This is a genomic window from Methanomassiliicoccus luminyensis B10 (genome assembly GCF_000308215.1).
Lineage (GTDB): Archaea > Thermoplasmatota > Thermoplasmata > Methanomassiliicoccales > Methanomassiliicoccaceae > Methanomassiliicoccus > Methanomassiliicoccus luminyensis.
The window spans coordinates 49,081-68,709 of sequence record NZ_CAJE01000004.1; the positions used below are offsets into that span (position 1 = coordinate 49,081).

General features: G+C 64.1%; 15 protein-coding genes. 4 read left to right on the forward strand and 11 right to left on the reverse strand.

All coding sequences use genetic code 11. The features are described 5' to 3' along the window. Positions 1-330 (forward strand): hypothetical protein, encoded by a 330-nt coding sequence (locus tag WYS_RS00925; RefSeq protein ID WP_019176281.1) that lies wholly within the window; start codon positions 1-3, stop codon positions 328-330. A 197-nt stretch (positions 331-527) separates the two neighbouring features. Here WYS_RS00925 and WYS_RS00930 read toward each other — a convergent pair whose 3' ends face one another. Further along, positions 528-992 (reverse strand): hypothetical protein, encoded by a 465-nt coding sequence (locus WYS_RS00930; protein ID WP_019176282.1) that lies wholly within the window; start codon positions 990-992, stop codon positions 528-530. A 110-nt stretch (positions 993-1,102) separates the two neighbouring features. Between WYS_RS00930 and WYS_RS13855 the strand changes: the two genes are divergently transcribed. Continuing rightward, positions 1,103-2,308: a phosphoglycerate kinase gene (locus WYS_RS13855; RefSeq protein WP_147654520.1), complete on the forward strand. Its 1,206-nt coding sequence runs from the start codon at positions 1,103-1,105 to the stop codon at positions 2,306-2,308. Here WYS_RS13855 and WYS_RS00940 read toward each other — a convergent pair whose 3' ends face one another. The 6 genes from WYS_RS00940 to WYS_RS00965 form a co-directional block, all read right to left on the reverse strand. Beyond that, positions 2,309-3,196 carry a hypothetical protein gene (locus tag WYS_RS00940; RefSeq protein WP_019176284.1) on the reverse strand — a complete coding sequence of 296 codons (888 nt, stop codon included), beginning with the start codon at positions 3,194-3,196 and terminating at the stop codon, positions 2,309-2,311. It abuts the gene before it with no gap. Beyond that, positions 3,196-4,185: a 1-phosphofructokinase gene (pfkB, locus tag WYS_RS00945; RefSeq protein WP_019176285.1), complete on the reverse strand. Its 990-nt coding sequence runs from the start codon at positions 4,183-4,185 to the stop codon at positions 3,196-3,198. Before pfkB ends, WYS_RS00940 begins: the two co-directional genes overlap by 1 nt. Further along, positions 4,182-5,228 (reverse strand): type I glyceraldehyde-3-phosphate dehydrogenase, encoded by a 1,047-nt coding sequence (gap, locus tag WYS_RS00950; protein WP_019176286.1) that lies wholly within the window; start codon positions 5,226-5,228, stop codon positions 4,182-4,184. The genes pfkB and gap overlap by 4 nt, the downstream gene beginning before the upstream one ends. A gap of 112 nt (positions 5,229-5,340) precedes the next feature. Next, positions 5,341-6,324 (reverse strand): 2-hydroxyacid dehydrogenase, encoded by a 984-nt coding sequence (locus tag WYS_RS13860; protein ID WP_162137669.1) that lies wholly within the window; start codon positions 6,322-6,324, stop codon positions 5,341-5,343. A 101-nt stretch (positions 6,325-6,425) separates the two neighbouring features. Next, positions 6,426-10,460, reverse strand: a complete 4,035-nt coding sequence (otsB, locus tag WYS_RS13865; protein ID WP_019176288.1) for a trehalose-phosphatase — start codon at positions 10,458-10,460, stop codon at positions 6,426-6,428. A 52-nt stretch (positions 10,461-10,512) separates the two neighbouring features. After that, complete coding sequence (locus tag WYS_RS00965) at positions 10,513-11,325, reverse strand: TrmB family transcriptional regulator (protein ID WP_019176289.1); 813 nt, start codon at positions 11,323-11,325, stop codon at positions 10,513-10,515. A gap of 89 nt (positions 11,326-11,414) precedes the next feature. Here WYS_RS00965 and WYS_RS00970 point away from each other — a divergent pair, with 89 nt between their 5' ends. Then, positions 11,415-14,351, forward strand: a complete 2,937-nt coding sequence (locus tag WYS_RS00970) for an MMPL/RND family transporter (protein WP_019176290.1) — start codon at positions 11,415-11,417, stop codon at positions 14,349-14,351. Positions 14,352-14,400: 49 nt separating this feature from the next. On the opposite strand, the gene WYS_RS00975 is transcribed toward WYS_RS00970, so the two are convergent. From WYS_RS00975 to WYS_RS00990, 4 genes are all read right to left on the reverse strand, one after another. Continuing rightward, a complete protein-coding gene (locus WYS_RS00975; protein ID WP_019176291.1) occupies positions 14,401-14,979 on the reverse strand; it encodes a dihydrofolate reductase family protein in 579 nt (192 codons plus the stop codon). 85 nt (positions 14,980-15,064) lie between these two features. Beyond that, positions 15,065-15,820, reverse strand: coding sequence for a nitroreductase family protein (locus tag WYS_RS00980; RefSeq protein ID WP_162137670.1), 756 nt, complete (start codon positions 15,818-15,820; stop codon positions 15,065-15,067). Between the two features lie 79 nt (positions 15,821-15,899). Next, positions 15,900-17,354 (reverse strand): hypothetical protein, encoded by a 1,455-nt coding sequence (locus tag WYS_RS00985; protein ID WP_147654521.1) that lies wholly within the window; start codon positions 17,352-17,354, stop codon positions 15,900-15,902. Continuing rightward, a complete protein-coding gene (locus WYS_RS00990; RefSeq protein WP_019176294.1) occupies positions 17,351-18,079 on the reverse strand; it encodes an ABC transporter ATP-binding protein in 729 nt (242 codons plus the stop codon). The genes WYS_RS00985 and WYS_RS00990 overlap by 4 nt, the downstream gene beginning before the upstream one ends. A gap of 337 nt (positions 18,080-18,416) precedes the next feature. Between WYS_RS00990 and WYS_RS13870 the strand changes: the two genes are divergently transcribed. After that, on the forward strand, positions 18,417-19,580 hold the full coding sequence (locus tag WYS_RS13870; protein ID WP_019176295.1) for an MFS transporter: 1,164 nt from the start codon (positions 18,417-18,419) through the stop codon (positions 19,578-19,580). Positions 19,581-19,629 lie beyond the last annotated feature (49 nt).

Genomic DNA, 19,629 nt, shown 5'->3' on the forward strand with positions numbered 1-19,629 from the left:
ATGATCGTAAGGTTCCGCATGTCCAAGGACGCGCCGGAGGCGAAGGAGCTGGCATCGAAGCTCCGCAGCGACCACTACTGCCCCCTGGGCGGCCCGGACGGACTGATAGGGTTCGTCAGGAAGGTGGAGGAGCAGGACGGTCAGGCCTACATCACTGCGGAGATCGGCGACCCCGATACCGTTGACCAGATCACCAGGGGGTACGGTTACGCCGAGCCGGTGGAGGTGGACCTGGACGCCAAGGGGGCCAACCCCCTCCTCAGCTACATGCGCTCCCGCTTCCCCCGGTGCGCGCCCCAGCTCCGGCTGCACATCGCCGGGGAGCGGTGAACGCGCCCTACGCAGAATATATTATATTGTCTTTCTGCATTATAAGAACAGAAAGTATTTATCCTAGGGCATCAGTTAGTGGTCGTACATCTGAAAGCACCGTTGTCCCCGCTGGGGGACTAGCCCGAACAGCAGACGGGAGCTTTCCGATGCTATCCCCACCTTATTCTCGCCTACCATTTCGGCATGGGCCACGCTCATTTCTTCCGGAAGAACCGCCTGACCTTCCCGGTGCTCAGGTACGCCAGCACCATGACGGGCGGGATGGAGCTGATCAGCGCCGCCCTCGCCGCTTCCGAGGAGAACCCCTCGATGTAGGCGTTGTACGCCGAGAGAATGATGTTCAGCACGGCGAACAGGAACACCCAGGTCCACACCCAGCCCCAGCCGCGGAAGCACCCCACCGCGATGGCGGCATAGGTCACCGCGACCAGGAAGGTGAACAGCCCCAGCACCGAGAGGGCGATGGCCACGATCACCACCAGCCAGATCGGGCCGGTCGGCAGCAGAGCGGGCAGCCTGCCCGCGCTCATCCCGGCCCACTGCATGAAGCCGGTCGCGGTCATAAGCGCCACTGCCGCCAGCACCAGGTACATGGCACCGACGACGGTCACGCCGAAAGGTCTCTTCCTCTTGCGCGACCGGCGCGGCCTCCTGCGCATGCCCGCTCATCCGGGTATGCGTTTTTAGCTCTTCCCTTTCATTCTCGCGGCGCGCGGGCGCGCCGACCGCCGCACAAGATATTACCCTCCTGCTCCAAAGCTGTACGACGGTGGTCATGAGGTACATCGACGAGATGGACATCGATGGGAAACGCGTTCTGCTCAGAGTGGACTATAACGTGCCCATGGAGAACGGCAGGGTAGAGGACGACGCGCGCATTAAGGCATCATTGCCGACCATCCGATACGCTCTGGACCGGGGCTGTTCGCTGGTCATCATCTCCCACATGGGCAGGCCCAAGGGGAAGGCGGTGCCGGAGCTGTCGCTGGCGCCGGTGAGCGAGCATCTCTCCCGGCTGCTCGGCCGGAGCGTGCGCTTCGTCGGCGACATAGTGGGACCGAAGGCCCGGCAGGCCGCGGAGGAGCTGTGGCCAGGAGAGATGCTCATGCTGGAGAACCTGAGGTTCGACCCGCGGGAAGAGGAGAACGACAAGGAGTTCTCCAGGGAGCTGGCGTCGTATGGCCAAGTATACATCGACGACGCCTTCTCCAACGCCCACCGGGCCCACGCCTCCAACGTGGGGGTGGTGAGGTACCTGCCCGAGAGCGGGGGCGGGCTGCAGATGAAGACCGAGCTAAGCTCGCTGCAGAGGGCCCTGGACCTTCCCCGGAGGCCGCTGGTCGCGGTGATCGGGGGGGCCAAGGTAGCCGGGAAGATAGCGGCGTTGGAGAACCTGCACGGCAGGGTCGACAAGATGCTCCTGGGCGGGGGCATGGCCTACCCGTTCCTGGCGGCGCAGGGGAGGCCGGTGGACGGCGCCTCCCCGGACGAGGCGACGGTCGAGCGGGCCAGGGGGATGCTGGAAAGGGACCGGGACCACAAGCTGGTGTTCCCGGTGGACATGGTCGCGGCGGACAGGAAGAGCGAGGACGCCTTTGCCGAAGTGGTGCCCATCGACGAGCTGGGTAACAGGCTGGGGCTGGACATCGGCCCGAGGACCGCCCAGATCTTCAGGGAGGAGATAGCCAGGGCGGGGACGGTCATCTGGAACGGGCCCATGGGCGTGTTCGAGATGGAGCCGTTCAGCCATGGGACCAGGACGGTGGCGGAGGCCATCGCGGCGTCCCCGGCGTTCTCCCTGGTGGGCGGCGGGGACACCGGCTCCGCGCTGGACCAGTACGGCCTGAGGGACCGGACGTCCTACGTATCCACGGGAGGAGGGGCCTTCCTGGAGGCGCTGACCGGACGGGAGCTCCCGGCGGTGGAAGCTCTGGACACCGACAAGGGAATGATAACCACCCGGACCATCGCGTGATCATCCGTCCCGGTAGATGCGCATCGCCTCTTCCGCCGTGGCGTCGTCGACGGTGACCGCATAAACAGCGTTGCAGAACCGCACCGCCTCGTCCAGGGACTTCTGGTGGACGTTCCGCCCGGTGGCGTTCCCCACCGCCCCGGAGATGTGGACCTGATCGTGCAGCCTCTGCAGGAACGCCTCCACTCCCATGCGCTCCCCGCCTGAGCAGATCAGACCGGTCCTTCCGGCCGCCCGCACCGCCTCGCGCAGGCGTTCCGCGGCGTCCTCCCCCCGGGGATAGTTCACCTTGACGAAATCCGCCCCCAGGGCCGCTCCCACCCCGGCGGCGCCGGCGATCAGGTGGGGGTCCTTCTCGTCCGCCACCCCCTTCCCGCGCGGGTACATCCATAGTATCGTGACGAGCCCGTGCCGGTGAGCTCGGCGCACCAGCTGCGCCGCCTCCCTCAGCATCACCGCCTCGTGCTCGCTGCCCAGGTACACGGTGTATCCGACCCCCATGATCCTGAGGCCGTTCTCGGCCTTCAGCTCCGCTACCTGGTCGACCTCCATCCATTGCAGGCTCAGAGGCTCGGCCTGCTCCGTCCTTACCAGGTGCGTCTTGGAGTTCAGCTTGACGATGTAGGGGACGTCCGGATGGTCCATGGCGTACCTGGCCACCAGCCCGAACTGGGTGGCGAACGCTCCGATGCGGGCGCGGTCGGCGATGCGGAACAGGTGCTCGGGGCCCCCGTCCTCCTCAGAGATCCCCTCGCCGTGGAAGTCGTCGTTGAGGTGCTCCACCTTTTGGTCGCCGGCGAACAGCATCAGGCGGCCCTTGCCCCCGGTGAGCGAGGAGTAGTTGTCCATGAACTCCCGCCTCTCCGCCGGGGGGACGTCCAGCGGCACTATCGTCCTGGCGCCGACAGTACCACCTCCTTCGAGATGTCCCTTAGCTCGACCCGCGGCACCATATCCATCACGTCCCTCTTGCCCGCTCTGGCCGTTCCGGGCTTCAGCGCAGTGGCGGTGCCCGCGGCCGCGGCGTGAACGAGGCACTCCCTCTCCCCCATGCCGTTCGCCAGGCCGTAGATGAACCCGGCCACGGACGAATCCCCCACGCCCACGCTGTTCACCGCGTCCACCTTGGGAGGGATGGCCCAATATCTCTTCCCCTCGCCGACCAGCACGATCCCGTCGGGGCCCATGGACACCAGCGCGGTCGAGGCCCCCATATCCCTCGCTTCCTCGGCCGCCTCCAGGACATCCTCCACGCTCCCCAGCTCCCGGCCCACCAGGCCGGCCAGCTCGCGCCGGTTCGGCTTGATGTAGTCGGGCCCCGCCTCGATCCCCACCTTCAGCGCCTCCCCGTCCGCGTCCAGGAGGGTGGGCACCCCCTTCCGCTTCATCGTCGCTATGATGCGGCGGTACGTCTCCGGATGCACTCCCTGGGGAAGGCTGCCCCCCATGGACATGAAGGAAGCGTCCTCGATGCCGTCGACCTTCTTCAATAAAGCCCCCAGTTCGTACGGCGATACCTCCGGCCCGCTGGTGGACAGCAGCATCTGCCTCCCTCCGCCGCGGTCATTGACGATGATGTTCGTTCGCGTCTCCCCGGAGATGCGGATGAACTCGCATCTCACCCCCTCGTTGATGAGGCGGCACTCCAGCTCGTCCCCGGCGAAGCCGCCGGTGAAGCCGAGGGCCTTGTTGGGCACCCCCATGTTGGTGAGCACCCGGGAGACGTCGATGCCCTTGCCCCCGGCGTAGCGGCACTCCTTGCCCACCCGGTTGGTCTCCCCGAACTCTATCCTGTCGACCCAGAAGGTGCGGTCGATGGCCGGGTTCAGGGCCAGTGTGCAGATCGTGCGCCCCTTTCCCGGGGCCGCGGCCCTCACGTCCGCACCGGCGCCTCCAGCCGGGCCTCTCCCTTCATCCCGCCCTTCCCGGCGATGTATGCCGCCAGGTCGAGCATGCGGCAGGAGAACCCATACTCGTTATCGTACCATGCCAGCACTTTAACGGTCCTGCCGACCACCTTGGTGGACAAGGAGTCGATGATGGAGGACGCGGGATCGGTGATGATGTCCGCCGACACCAGCTCGTCCTCGCTGTACTCCATCACTCCCTTCATGCGGCCGAAGGAAGCGGCCTTCAGGGCGTCATTGACGGCCTCCGCGGTCACGTCCTTCTTCACCAGCGCGGTGATGTCGGTGATCGCGCCATCCGGCACCGGGGCGCGGATGGCCACGGCGTGCATCTTGCCCTCCAGCTCGGGGATGGCCTTCGCGGTGGCCCTGGCCGCACCGGTGCTGGTCGGCACCAATGACACCGACGCGGCCCGCCCCCTTCTCCTTTTTCGGGCCGGGGAGTCCACCAGCTTCTGGCTGCTGGTGTACGCGTGCACCGTCGTGGCCATCAGGTTCTCGATGCCGAACTGATCGTTGAGCACCTTGGCCACCGGGGCCAGGGAGTTGGTGGTGCACGATGTCGCCGATACGATGTCGTGCTTCTTGGGTTCATACATCTCCTCGTTGACGCCCATCACGATGCTGAGGTCGGCGTTATCCGAGGGGGCGCTGAGGATGACCTTGGACGCTCCTGCCTTGAGGTGCTTGGCCGCCTTGTCCCGGTCGCGGAACAGGCCGGTGCACTCCAGGACGATGTCCACGCCCTGCTCCTTCCAGGGTATGTCGGCGGGGTCCTGCTCCCTGAACAGCTCGATCTCGCGGTCCCCGACCTTGATGGAGCCCTCTCCGGCCGCCACCTCGAAGGGGGCCCGGCCGTGGACGGAATCGTAGCGCATGAGGTAGGCAAGATCCTCCGGCGGGAACAGGTCGTTCGCCGCCACCAGCTCGATGTTCTCAGGCGGGTCGGTGGCGAAGCGCCTGGTGATTATCCTTCCGATGCGTCCCATGCCGTTGATGCCTATCTTGACCATTCCATCACCTCATGAACTTGCTGGGGACTAGTTGCCAAGGCGTCTTAGAAAAACGTTCCGTCGCCGGCGGACTGGATTATTTATTGACATATAATTATATTAATTTCCAATCTCAGTCCTGGGGTGCTGTTCGCACCGTCCTTTTGATGTACTCCCTGGGCACCTCGTTGGCCAGCCTTCCCTCTTTGAACCCCTGGATGGTTTGGACGGCCTCGTCGATCATCCGGTCCATGGTCTCCTCGGTGTAGAACGCGATGTGCGGGGTGACGATGACCTTGTTCGAGCCGATCAGGGGGCTTCTTTCCGGGTCATCCTCGTCCGCTATCACGTCCACCCCGGCGGCGTACAGGCGGCCGGAGTCCAGCGCTTCTCTCAGCGCTCTCTCGTCCACCACCTTCCCCCGGGCGGTGTTGATCAGTATGCTCCCTTCCTTCATGTGCCGCAGGGCGGAGCGGTCGATGAGCCCTTCCGTATCGGGCGTCAGGGGCACGTGGACGGTAACGAAGTCGCTTCGTTCCAGCACCTCTTCCAGGGGCAGGTACTCGAACCCGTAGTCCCTGGCCAGCTTCTCGTTCTGGTAGATATCGAAGGCGATGACCTTCATATCGAACCCCTTGGCGATCCTGACGGCCTCCGCCCCGATCCGGCCGGTGCCCACCACCCCCAGGGTCTTGCCCTTCAGGTCCAGGCCCCGGAACGGCTCGAAGTCGAACTTCCTATCGGCCTTGACGGAGCGATCGGCGGGAATGACGTGCCTGGCACATGCCAGCAGCAGGCAGAAGGCGTGCTCGGCGATGGCGTGCGGCCCATAGTCCGGTATGTTCGTCACCGCGATCCCCCTGTCCAGGGCGTGGCCCGCGTCGATGTGGTCGAACCCCGCGGTCCGGGTGTTGATCATCCGCAGGCCGGGAAGAAGATCGATCTCTCCCGCCCTGATCGGCGTCCTCTTGAACACCGAGATGACCTCGGCGCCCTTCGCTTCGCTGACCAGCTCCTCCCCGTCCAACGGACCGTCGAACAGGACCAGATCATCGCTCGGGAACGCTTCCCTGAGCTTCTCCCGGTACCCTTGGACCTCTGTGAACACGATCCTCATGCCCATCCCGGCCGGTTCCTTGGGCCCCGGCGTTATTTAACCATTGCCTCGGGCATGCCATGCTGCCGACGGTCGTCGGCATACCGGCACATGATGCGGCGTCATCGCTGGCCCTTTCTGTCCAGCTTGAACTCCAGGGTGCCGCCCGGCGCCAGCTCGTGGACGGCGCCCCTGAACCCCACCAGCACCGGGGCCACGTCCTGGGGGCGGCTGTACACCCTGAGAACGTCCTTCCCGATGTCCACCTCCACGCGGTTGCGGCGGTACTCGATCCCGAACCTCAGCTTCCTGAGCCCTACCGGCAGCCGGGGCTCGAACCACAGCACCCCTTTCCTGACCTCCAGGCCGGAATAGCATCTCTGGACCATGTCCACCGTACCCGCCATGGCCCCCAGGTGTATGCCCTCGTGGGTGGTCCCTCCCTGGATGTCCGATACGTCGCTCCGCAGCGCCTCCAGGAACAGGCTCCACGACATGTCGCGGTTGGACCGGGACAGCACCCAGGCGTGCACCACCCTGCTCAGCGTGGAGCCGTGGGAGGTGCGCTGCATGTAGTAGTCGATGGTCTTCGGTATCGTGTTGTGCTCCATGCGGTAACCCAGGCGGTCGAACAGCTCTCCCAGCTCGTCGGCCGAGAGGAGGTAGAAGAGCATCAGCACGTCCGCCTGCTTGGACACCTTGTAGCGGTCGGGGGTGTCGCCCCTCGCCTCCAGCACCCGGTCGAGGCGGTGGATGTCCCCCGCGCTAGCCCGCAGCGCGTCCCAGTCTAGCTCCTCCAGGTCATCGTACCCCTCGAACTGGCTGATGATGCCGTCCCCGTGGAAGGGGACCACCATGCGGCGGCTGATGTCGTCCCACCTCTCCAGCTCGTGATCGCTGATGGACAGGCGGTCCCGCAGGTCCCCCCGGCACTCCGCCGGGAGCAGCTCCAGCGCGTCCGAGGCCCGGCACAGCGTCCACACCGCCATCACGTTGGTGTAGGCATTGTTGTCTATCCCAGGCCGGTCGGCGCCGGGGTACCGCTCATGGAACTCGTCCGGCCCCATCACCTCCAGTATCTCGTAGCGCCCCCTGGCCTCGTTGTACCGCGCCTTGCTGGCCCAGAACCGTGCTATCTCCACCAGCATCTCGGTGCCGTAGAACCGCATGAAGTCGAGGTCCGCGGTGATCTGATAGTACTGCCACACGCTGTACGCCACCGCCAGGCCGATGTGCCTTTCTAAGTAGGTGTGGTCCGGGATCCACCGTCCCGATATGGGGTTGAGGTGCATGGTCTGGGACTCCTCCCTCCCGTCGCTCCCGCTCTGCCACGGGAACATCGCGCCGTCGTACCCGGCCAGTCTCGCGGCCACCCTCGCCCGCGGAAGGCGGCGGTACCGGTACAGCAGCAGGGAGCGGACCAGGTAGGGGATGCGGAACGCCAGGAACGGGAGGACGAACACCTCGTCCCACATGATGAGCCCGCGGTACGCTTCCCCGTGCAGCCCCCGGGGAGGGACCCCCACGTCCAGATCAGAGGAGTGCACCGACGCGGTCTGGATGAGGTGGAATATGTGCAGGTCCAGTATCTGCTGGATCACCGTGTGCTCCGCTTCCACGTCGACATGGGCGCGCTTCCAGATGCGGTCCCACGCCCTCATGTGCTCCCCCGCGAGTTCGGAGAAGTCCCCCGCATCATCCAGGTCGTTCAGGGCTTCCATCAGGCCCTCGGACACGGCGCGGTCCCGGGAGGAGTACACCGCCGCGATCTTCTCCACCCTGATCGGCCGGCCCTCCCGGGCGTCGACGACCAGCTCCTGGGACACGTACCCGGGTGACTCCGCCACCGTCCGGTCCGCCGCCACCTCCTCCTCGCCGACGAACACCCTGGTGCGGGCCGCCTCCGATATGCGGACGTGCGACTGGTTCGTCTCCGCCTGCAGCCACATCGTGTCGCCCCGGGACCCCGTCAGGACGGGCTCGAGGTGGCGGGAGCGGAGCTTTCGGTACCGCCTCACATTGGAGTTCTCCACTCTGCCATCCAGAGCGGACAGCATGCGGATCGGGCCGGACCAGTTCTCCGGGACGATGGTCGTCTCCAGTCCTGCCAGGTGCTGCGCGTCCATGCTGACGAACCTCCTCTGGTGCAGGGAGGTCCGCCGTCCCCGCCGGTCGGTGAACCGCACCGTCCTGCTCAGGACGCCCCTCCGCATGTCCAGTTCCTGCCGGTACTCCCGGACGTCCACCCTGCAGGGGTCGAACCACTCCCCCCCGCCGACGCTGAAGACGAACGGAAGCCAGTTGGGGACGTTCACCATGCTCTCGTTCTCCATCTCGCGGCCGTCCACCTCGCTGCGCAGGCGGTTGTACGTCCCGGCCAGGTAGGTGCCGGGATAGTGCACCCCGTCGGCGGACGACTCCGGGGCCGCCCCTCGGGTGGCCAGGTAGCCGTTGCCGAGAGTGCACAGCGCCTCCCTGAGACCCTCCTCCTCTGGCCGGTAGCCTTCATACTCCAGGGCCCAGGTGCCCGCGGCGTTCTCCCTCTCGAACATGTCGAGCAATGCGCCGAGGAACTCCCTCACCTCGCTCACGTCCCTGAGCACGAAGTCCGCGGCGGTCTCCTGCTCGCTGTCGCTCACCAGCACGGTGATGCCGCGCCCGTCGATGGCCCGGAAGGCGTCCTCATCGGTGACGTCGTCCCCGATGTACAGCGGGACCACGTGGGTCCCGTCGACGTGGAACTTGCCCAGGAGATAGAGCACTACCTTCCCCTTGTCCCATTCCATGTGGGGTCGCAGCTCGAACACCTTCTTGCCGCCGATCTTGCTGAGGTCGGCGTACTGGCAGGCCACCGAGTCGAACCTCCTCTCCAGCTCCGGGACGTCCCCGGGGTCGGCGTTGCGGTAGTGGACGGCGATGGCGAACCGCTTCCTCTCCACCCGGGCCCCCTCGATGCCTCTCACCGCCTCCTTCAGCTCGGCCTCCGCCCCGTCCAGGGCGGGGAGGAACGCCGTCCCCCTGGCATGGTCGCTGAAGATGTCCTTGGGCCCGGCCATGTCGTACCCGTGGCTGCCCACATAGATGAGCCCGTCCAGGCCCATCATCGCCCTCACCTCCTGGAGGTCCCGCCCGCTGACGATGGATACCAGGCACTCCTCCGACAGCTCGCGCACGATGCCGCGCATGTCCTCCGAGATGATCGCCCGGGCTGGATCGTTGACGATCGGGGTCAGGGTCCCGTCGTAGTCGAGAAAGATGGCCGGCACCCCATCGCGCAGGCGCCTGAAGATGTCGCCCCGGTGCTCCAGCGCCGACGGCAGCCACTCATGCCCCGAGGCCTCCACCTTGATCTCGGAAAGGTCCTTCACCACCACGTCGGCACCGTACTTCCTCAGCTCGCTCGCCTGCCCCGCTCGGTCCACCCCCACCACCAGGGCGAACCCTCCGTCCCGGCCCGCCTCCACCCCGGCCAGGGCGTCCTCCACCACCGCCGCGCGGCCCGGCTCGGCGCCGACCCTCCTGGCCGCCTCGATGAGCACGTCGGGGGCCGGCTTTCCCGGGAGGCCCAGGTCGGCGGCGTCGCACCCGTCCACCACGGCGTCGAAGAGCCCGCTCACGCCGGCGGCCTGCAGCACCCTCCTGGCGTTGCGGCTCGACGAGAACAGCGCTACCCTGATGCCCCTGGAGCGGAGGGCCCTGACGAATTCCACCGTCGAAGGGTATGGCTCGGCCCCGTGCTCGTCCAGCCACCGGATGAAATTGAGGTTCTTGCGGTTGCCGATCCCGCGCACCGTTTCCCTCTCCGGCGGATCGGAGGGGTCCCCGGGGTCGAGAGCGATCCCCCTCGACGCCAGGAAGTCCCTGACCCCGTCGTAGCGGGGCTTCCCGTTGACGAACCTCAGGTAGTCGATGTCCTCATCGAAGGGCACGAACGTCTCCCCCTGCCGGCGCGCCCGGTCCTGGAGGTACTCGTCGAAGGTCAGCTTCCAGGCGGCGGCGTGGATGCGCGCGGTGTCGGTGACCACGCCGTCCAGGTCCAGGATGAAGGCGTCGAAGCCATCCAGATCGACATGGTCTCTCTCCCCTGTCCTGATCTCCAACGTCCCCGGCCGCTTCGTCCCGATCTGCCCCCATATCATCTTGGAGCTGACCAACATCAATCTTTCCCATGGCGGGCCGAGATCGATGGGGGCTCGCGGGCGGGCACGTTCATTTCTGTATGGTGATGATGTCCTCCGTGGACACTTCCTCGGCGGACCGGATCAGCATCTCTATGGACTCGTGGACGAAGAAGCTCAGGATGGTCCCGTTGAAGAGGATGGCCCGGTGGTCCTCCCCCTCCCTGGTCTTCACGAGCATCTCGTCCCCGCACTTCGCGATGAACTCGATGCAGTAGTTGCCGTCGCCGGTGATGAACCCCTTGTCGGTCATGGTGCCGTCGATGTCCACGGGGTGTGAGCTGGAAGGCCTGTTCATCTTCATCACCCTGCATTTCCCGAGAAGGCCGACGAAGGCCTCGGCCTGCCTTGTCATGAGCACGGTGATGTTCTTATGTTCTGAATTTTTGGAAAGAACGTTCACGTGCTTGATGAGACTTCTATTGTTGAAGAAAACGAGCACGACGCTCTTTTTGGTGCTCTCCAACAGTTCATCGACCTTGTGGTCTATGGCCCAATCGCCCTTGACCGTCCAAATCGGATTGTCACGTTTTTCGGCCTTCCGGCCGATCTCATTGAGCTCTTTTACGATTTCATCGTTGGCGTGCCGTATCTCGTCCATGAGCTGCTGGGACGCGACCAGTGGTTCGTTGGCGCGGTAGCAGATGGGGGTGGAGCTGCCCACTTCCACCAGCCCCTTCTCCGCCAGCTTCTCCATGACGTCATATGTTCTTGACCGGGGTACCCCGCTCTCGGCGCTGATCTCCTTGATGGTGCCCTCGCCGAGGGCGACGGTGGCGACATATGCCTTGGCCTCGTACTCATTGAGACCCAGCCGCATGAGGTGCTTTACCGCGTCAGCCATGTCACTCCCGAAGTGACAACAAACCTAAGTAGCTTTTTATCTTGGGACGCCCTGCCGTCGAAGCAACGGCTCACAGGAGAAGGCAAGGAATGCTGTTCGATAAGATCGCAAATTTCGTGACCAAGCGCTACAAGCTGGTCATAGTAATATGGATCGCCGCATTGCTGATTGCGGTTCCGGCGATACTGAAAGTGAACGAGGCCGTTCAATATTCCTCCAATTTTGGCGCGACCGGGGACTACGAGTCCACCAAGGCCCAGGAGGTCATCGATGCGAATTTCCAGGGTTCTGTGGCCAACGGGACCATGCTTATCGTGATCCAGGCCGATAATGTCACCGACGCCGAGGTAAGGGCGTTCGTGATAGCGCTGGAACAAAGCATCCGAAACGATGCGGACATCAAATACAAACAGGATGTCAGTTCGATATACACCTATTCATACGTGGTCATGGACCAGGCCATAACGCAGCTCGGCCCGGGCATGCACCAGATCAACTCCACGGCCGCTCTGCTGTGGGGAATACCGGCGATGCACGTGCAGGCCTGGAGCACCGCGATGGGCTCCACCCCAGATCCCGCCGCCGCTGACACTGCCGCCTATCAGGCCACCATGGGCTACCTGTCCACCCTGCCCGAGGAGACCAGGCAGATGGCCGTCGGCTATTACAACGCGTTCGCAGGGGCGTGGAACGCCAGCAGCTCTATCAGCGACCCTGTGGCCAGGGCCGAGAACAGCGTGCGGACCGGCGGCCTCTCCTTCATCAACACAGCTGTCCCGGAAGGCGAGCAGAGGCAGCTGATGGTCGCCATAGTCACGAACCTCGACTTCACCACCGGTATCAACCCGGAAGCGACCAAGGCGTTCGCCATCAACACCATCGCCACCACTGCGGGGGTAACGAACACCACTTTCCTTGGGCAGGTCTATGACATGGGGCCGAACTACGACCCCGCCGCGGTGTCGGCAATGGCCAACGCCATTGTGGCGGCCACGCCGCCCAGTGATCTTCCGGTCGTGCTCCCCGAGCAGCTGACCTCCGGCTTCATCTCGCCGAACAAGCAGACCATGCTGATGATGGTCACGTTCACCCAATCCACCACCTACACCGAGGAGGACGGGACCAAGCCCATGATGGACAACGTCGTCCTGGTGAGGGACCTCATCAGCTCCAGCCGGCCCGACGGGGTCACCGCCTACGTTACTGGTGACGCGGCCATCTCCCAGGACATGATGGAGAGCTCGGCGGACGACATGTCCATGATCGAGCCCATCACCATAATCATCATCGTGGTCCTGATGGGCGTACTGTTCCGCTCCGTCCTGGCAGAGTTCCTGCCGCTGGGCGCGGTGGGCGTGGCGGTCGGCCTCAGCCAGGCCGTGGTGTTCGTCATCGGTTCGACCTTTGTACAGGTCGACTCCATGATCCTTACGCTGCTGTTCGCCATCCTCATGGGCGTCGGCACGGACTATTCCATCTTCGTCCTCACGCGTTACCGTGAGGAGAGGATCAGGGGCGCCACCCGGGAGCAGGCGGTCCACACCTCGGTCGCCTGGGCGGGAGAGTCCATCGTGACCAGCGGGGCGACGGTCATCATCGCTTTCTTCGCCATGACCGCCTCCACGTTCTCCTTCGTGCAGACGATGGGGCTGGTGCTGGGCATATCCATCGTCATCGCTCTGCTGGTGGCCCTGACCCTGGTGCCGGCGGTGCTCATGGTCGTAGGCAACCGCTTGTTCTGGCCCAATACCGGGGAGAGGTTCAAGCGCTTCGCGGCCAACATGATGGAGAAGAAGAAGGCCGGCAACCACGGCTATTTCCATCGGGCCGCCACCTTCGCCACCGACCACGCCGTGGCGGTGCTCCTGGCCGCCGTCCTGGTGTCCGTACCGGCGACCTACATCTATCTGACCCAGGAGACCAGCTTCGACTTCATCGGGACGATGGGCGATCCGGAGAGCATCCAGGGCATGAACGCGATGACCGACGACTTCGGCGCGGGCATGCTCATGCCCACGCAGATCGTGATCACCGGCGACACCCTGGTGTACGACCCCGATACCGGCACGTATAACGCCGTGTACCTGGACGCTATAGATAATATAACCACGGCCATCGCGGCGAACGATAATGTCCAGGAGGTCACCGGGATCACCCGCCCGTTCGGCGACCTGATCGATTACCGCGCGCTCCCGACGATGTCCACGGAGGAACGGGTCCAGTACATGGCCGGCATGAACCAGAGCCTCGGGAGCGATGGCAAGAGCGTCCTGCTGACCGTCGTCCTGAAGGAGCAGCCTCAGAAGGCCAGCTCGGTGGACTTCATGCCGGTGCTCCGGCAGGAGCTTGCTGACGCCAAGGCCGCCGAGCCCGCCCTGGCCGACTCGACCGTTCTGGTGGGAGGCTCCACCGCGGCCCTGTACGATACCAGCCTGGATACCTCGCAGCAGTTCACCAACATCCAGATAATCGTGCTCGTCGGCATATTCGTCGTGCTGCTGATCGTGCTCGGCTCGGTGCTCCTGCCCCTGTTCGCGATAATCTCCATCGCCATGAGCATCTCCTGGGCATTCGCCATCACCTCGCTGGTGTTCGGTACCTGGCTCAGCCTGCCTATCCTGTGGATCGTCCCGCTGGTGCTCTTCGTGATGCTGATGGGCATAGGCATGGACTACAACGTGTTCATCCTCACCCGCATAAGGGAAGAGGTGCACAAGGGCAAGGACACCAAGACGGCAGTGGTGGACGCGGTCGACTGGACCGGCGGCATCATCACCGCTCTGGCGCTGATCATGGCGGGTACCTTCGGCTCTATCATGATCTCCAGCAACGCCATGCTCCAGGAGTTCGGGTTCGCCCTGGCCCTGGCGGTGCTCCTCGATGCCATGGTGGTCCGTACCTACATCGTGCCGGCGGCCCTCATGCTCATGGGCAAGTGGGCATGGTGGGCCCCCGGGCGCCTGCAGCGCGTGGGCCGCAAGGAGAAGATGGAGGCCAAGAGCGCGGAGCACGAAGAGAGCCAGTAAACCCTTTTCAATCCCCCTCTTTCCCATATTCTTTATTTTGCAACCATGGTCATCTGGCAGGCCTGTAGCTCAATAGGACGTTGCCCGACGCGAACCTGCGCACATCCACCAGCTCCAGGTCGAGCTCGCTCCCCAGACCTTTGAATATGGGGGTGCCGGCCCCCAGTACGACAGGGTCCACCATGAACCTGAACTCGTCGATCAACCCTTCCTTTATGAACGACAAGGCAAGATCGGACCCGCCCACCCATATGCCCTTTCCTGGCTGCTCCTTCAGTAGCCTTATCTCCTCTGGGTCGAGATCATGGACGAGCGTGACGTTCTTCCAGTTCTCCTTCTCCTCCACTTCCTTGAGGGTCCGGGAGAACACCACCTTGTTGGCGTTGTTCATCAGGCGGGCGATCTCCCGGTCGTCTTTCGACGCAGCAGGGTCCTCGGCGACCTTGGGCCAGGAAGACTCCATGAGCTGATAGGTCCTCCGCCCGAACATGATGATGTCCGCTTCCCCGAACTGCTCGATGGCGAACCTGTTGAACTCGTCGTCAACGCGGTGCCAGGAAATATCATGCCCCGGCCCCTCGAAGTAGCCGTCCAGGCTCAGCGTCATGAACATGTACACCTTTCTCATGGCCTTCTACACCCATCTCTGCTCTTTGCGTAGATAAGGCCTTGCCGTTCCATGGGGGACGGGGCCGGACCGGGACGATGCGTCGTCACTTCACGATCATGGAGGCGATGTAGTCGTAGTCCCGGGGTGCGCCGGTGCTCCCCGGGTCCTTCACCACCGCCTCGGCCTTCCTGCCGGAGTTCTCCGCGGCGAGCCAGAGGTGGCACATGGCGATCCCGGCGTCGATGGCCTTCAGGCGCTGGGGAGGGATGAGGCCTCCTCTGCCGGCATAGACATGGATGGCATCCCCGGTGCGGGTGAAGTACCAGGTCTGCTTGTTCACCGCCGAGGGCGCCAGGCGCACCGCCTCCAGCAGCTCGTCCTCCCCGCTGATGTTGGTAATGCTGGTCAGCGGGTTCCGCTTGAACTCGGAGACGCTGTTGCGGAAAAGCTCCTCGGCCGGCCTCCCGAACGCCAGCAGGATGACGAACTCCAGGCCGTCCGCTCCCTTGAACTCCTTAGTGGGCCTCGGACCGCCCTGCCAGCAGCTCCCTATGTTGAGCGTGGGGAGGAACAGGTCCACCTGCTGCAACAGGAACCCCGCGTTGGCGAGGTAGCCATCCTTCTCCTCGGAGTATATTGCCAGATAGTGGGGCGCGTTCACCTTGAAGATGCCCTTGACCTCATCGGCGCCCATGAACTTGAGCTCGGTGCGTATCTCTGGGAACAGAGGCCTTAGAGTAGTAAGGAACGTCCTTATCTTTTGCAGGGCCGCCTCATCCAGGGGAGCGGCCTCGAACTTCCTTACCGATTTTCGCTTGAAAATGATCGGATAGACATCTTCACCGTTTATCGCTCTCACCTGGTCTCCCAATCGTTCTCGGTATAGTTATACCTAGATGCCGCCGGAACGCCACTGACATCCAGCCTGCGGCATGTGCTCAGAAGTGGAACGACTCCCTGCCCCACCGCGCGTCGATGCGGCGGTAGAACAGGACGCTCCCGGCGAGCAATGCTATGCAGATGGCCACTATCAGCAAGCCCATGGCCAGGGGGTTCCCTGGGTACTCGAAGGACAGGATCACCAGCGCGCACAGGGGAGGGATGCACATCAGCGCGAACCTGGACAGGACGCGGGGATCGAACAGGTAGCTGTTGGTCCTCAGCCCGGTGAGGTAGGCGGTCCCGCACACCGTGAACGCGGTGGTGGAGTAGCCCACCAATAATGCCATCGGCAGCAGGGCCAGCTCGTCCCTGGCCACTCCCAGGCCGATCAGGAACGCGGTCGACAGGGCCAGGGCGAACAAGGATAGCATGATCATCTTGGTGCGGACCATCTCCGAGACCTTCACCGGCAGCACCTCCAGGAACGCCGGCGCGTCTAGCATGTTCAGCCACCCGTAGATGGACACGCTGAAGAAGCCTATCATGGCAGAATAGAAGATCAGGTTGATGGGGATGGGGACCTGCATCATCTCCTCCACGAACCAGAATATCACCGCCAAAAGCAGCAGCGGGCCGACGTACGCCCCCATCACCGGCCCCAGGGTGCGGCTGCGCTTCAGGTCGATCCAGTCCTTCGCCGCCAGGGACCTCGCGCTCCCGGCGAACGCGAACTTCCGGTCCGCCTCCAGGACCTCTGGCTCGAACTGCTTGGAGGCCTTGCCGAAGCGGACCTCCAGGGTCATTATGGCGATCGCGGAGAGCGCCACGACGGCCGCGGTCGAGAGCAGCAGGTACCACGGGTCGGCGGTCCTCTGCAGCATGAGCGACGGCAAGAGGTAGCGGAGCGGGAACAGGTCCCATATGTAGGCGGTGAGCAGCAGCACCCCCGCGCCGCCGAGCAGCGCCAGGAAGGCGTTCTTCCAGCGTACGTACACCGACGACAGCGCGAAGGAGAGGGATATGCCCAGCAGGAAGGAGAGCGTGGCGGTCAGCAGGAGGAACAGCACGCTCACGGCTCTGAACCCGGTGACCGGAATGCTGAGGGCGATCCCGCCGACGAGCGGCGCCACGCTGTACAGCAGGTAGTAGATGATGTCCTTCACGTAGAACGCCGCGAAGATGGTGCGGAAGCTGACCGGCAGCAGCGTCGGGGTCCCGAGCAGAAGGGACACCTCCCCGAACCTCCGGTTGGCGATGCGGTCGCCGAACAGGGCGAAGCTGCCGACCGAGAGACCATAGGCGAACATCAGGAGGTGCAGGATGACATATATCTCGTCCATCGAGGTCGACCGCAGCAGCTGCGGCGACGCCAGGGAAATGAGCAGAGAGAAGACCAAGATCATGAGAGGGAACATCAGGAACTGCACCTTCCCGATCATTCCCGCGTTGAGCCTGAGCTCCTCTGACATCATCAGCCGGACCAGGCGCAGATGCCGACCCAGAGCGTTCACGCCTTGCCGGCCTCCTCGTCGGTGAGGCGCAGGAACGCGGAGTCCAGGGCCTCCCCGGGCCGGACTATCTCGCCCATCTTTCCCGCGGCGATCAGGCGGCCCCGCGACATGATGCCGACCCGGGTGCACATCTTCTCCGCGATCTCCAGGAGGTGGGTGCACATGAACGCCGTGCCGCCTCTCTCGATGTAGGCATGGATGTGCTCCCTGAACAGCTTCTGGTACTTGGGGTCGAGGCCGGAGAACGGCTCGTCCAGGAACACCAGCGGCGGCTCGTGGATGAGCGCGGCGGCGAACATGAGCTTTTGCCTGGTCCCCTTCGACAGGTCCTTGCACGGGACCTTCTCGTAGCTCTCCATATCCAGCATGCCGATCCACCTCTCGGTCCGCTCCTCGATGTCGTCGATGCCTCGGACCAGGCCGATGAAGTGAAGGTACTCCCGGCCGGTCAGGAAGGAGGGGGGCGATTCGACCTCGGGCAGTATGCCGATGCGCCGCTTGACCTCCATGGGGTCCGCGGCGGGATCGACGCCGAGGACCGTGCACTTCCCGGAGCTGGGCTCCAGCTGCCCGGTGAGGATCTTGAGCAAGGTGCTTTTCCCCGCGCCGTTCGCCCCGAGGAGCCCGAACAGCTCACCCTTCCCGATGGTGAAGGAAACGTCGTTCACAGCGGTGATGTCCCCGAAGCTCCGCACCAGGGAATCGGCCTTGATGATATCGGACATGGAACCGGGCGGGCAACCGATTAGGTGTCAATATAGGTTTCTAGATAATATTGCGCGGTCGAGACCATGCTGGGGCCAGGGATGCGGGGGCAATGTTCGCTGACCACTATCGAGATGCCGTCAGCTGGTGGCTTCCTGACCGCCCGAAGGGCCCCGCCCCCGGCCCTCCGTCGCCCTAATTCAGGGTGGACCAAGCTTTATCTATAGCTAATGAGAGTGCCCTCCCCCGTCAGCGGGGGATGGGAAATTCTTCGAGCATGCGCACAGGTGGGCGACGGTACGTAGCTACAATGCCCGTGAGCTTAACGCCTTTCATCTGGTCGTTCTGCTGGGCATAGTGTCGCTGTTCACCGACATGGCCGGGGACGGCTACTACAGCATCGTCGGCCCATACCTGGGTTCCATAGGAGCGACCGCCTCGGCCATCGCCATCGTAGTGGGCCTGGGCGGGCTGGTGGCTTACGCCCCCCGCCTGGCCTCGGGATGGTACTGCGATGCCACCGGAAGATATTGGAGCATATATCTGGCCGGCCTGGTCATCAATCTCCTGGCCATTCCGCTGCTCGCCCTGGCGGGCCACTGGGGGCTGGCGTTCGGCCTCATCCTCTTTGAGAGAGTGGGCAAGGCCCTGAGGGCCCCGGCCAGGGATGCTATCATTTCTCACGCCGCCAAGGGGGTGGGCGGCGCCGGCAGGGCGTTCGGCCTGCATGAGGCTATGAGCGACATCGGTTCCATGGCCGGCCCCATCGTCATCGCCCTCATGCTGCAGTCGGAGATGGGCTTTTCCGCTGCCATCGGGATATTGATAGTTCCAGCGTTAATGGCGATAGCGATACTCCTGCTCACGATGCGCTGGTACCCCCACCCCATGAGCATGGAGGCGCCCTGCCCCTGCGAGAAGGGGGCGAGGACGAAGCTTCCCCGCCTGTTCTGGATCTACCTGCTGGCATCGGGCCTGCTGGCGGCCTCGTTCATCGACTTCCCCCTGATATCGTACCACATGAGCGCGGTGGACCACCTCCCGGAGTTCTGGATACCGGTCCTGTTCGCCACGGCCATGGGCGTCGACGCCCTCAGCGCCCTGATCTTCGGCCACCTCTACGATCTGGTGGGCATGAAGGCGCTGGCGATGGTGTTCGCCCTCTCCGCCCTGTTCGTCCCCTTGGTCTTCGGGACCGACCGCGTTCTGATGGTCGCCGGAGTGGTGCTGTGGGGAGTGGGAATGGGCGCCATAGAATCGATCCTGCGCGGCGCGGTGTGCGAGCTGGTGCCCATGGAGCGCCGGGGCGCCGGCTACGGCATATACTCGACCGGCTACGGGGTGCTCTGGTTCGCCGGCAACTTCGCCATCGGCCTGCTGTATGTCATCAGCATCCCCCTGATGATCTCCGCCTCCGTGGCCCTTCAGTTGGTATCGGTCTCGCTGTTCATCTACATCCAGCGGAGGATGGAACATCAGCCTGGTACGGGGCCGAACCCCGCTCCGGGGAGCGGCGGCTGAGGTCGTTCTATCTTTGAGCGATGACTGCGACAACGTTCAAATAGCATAT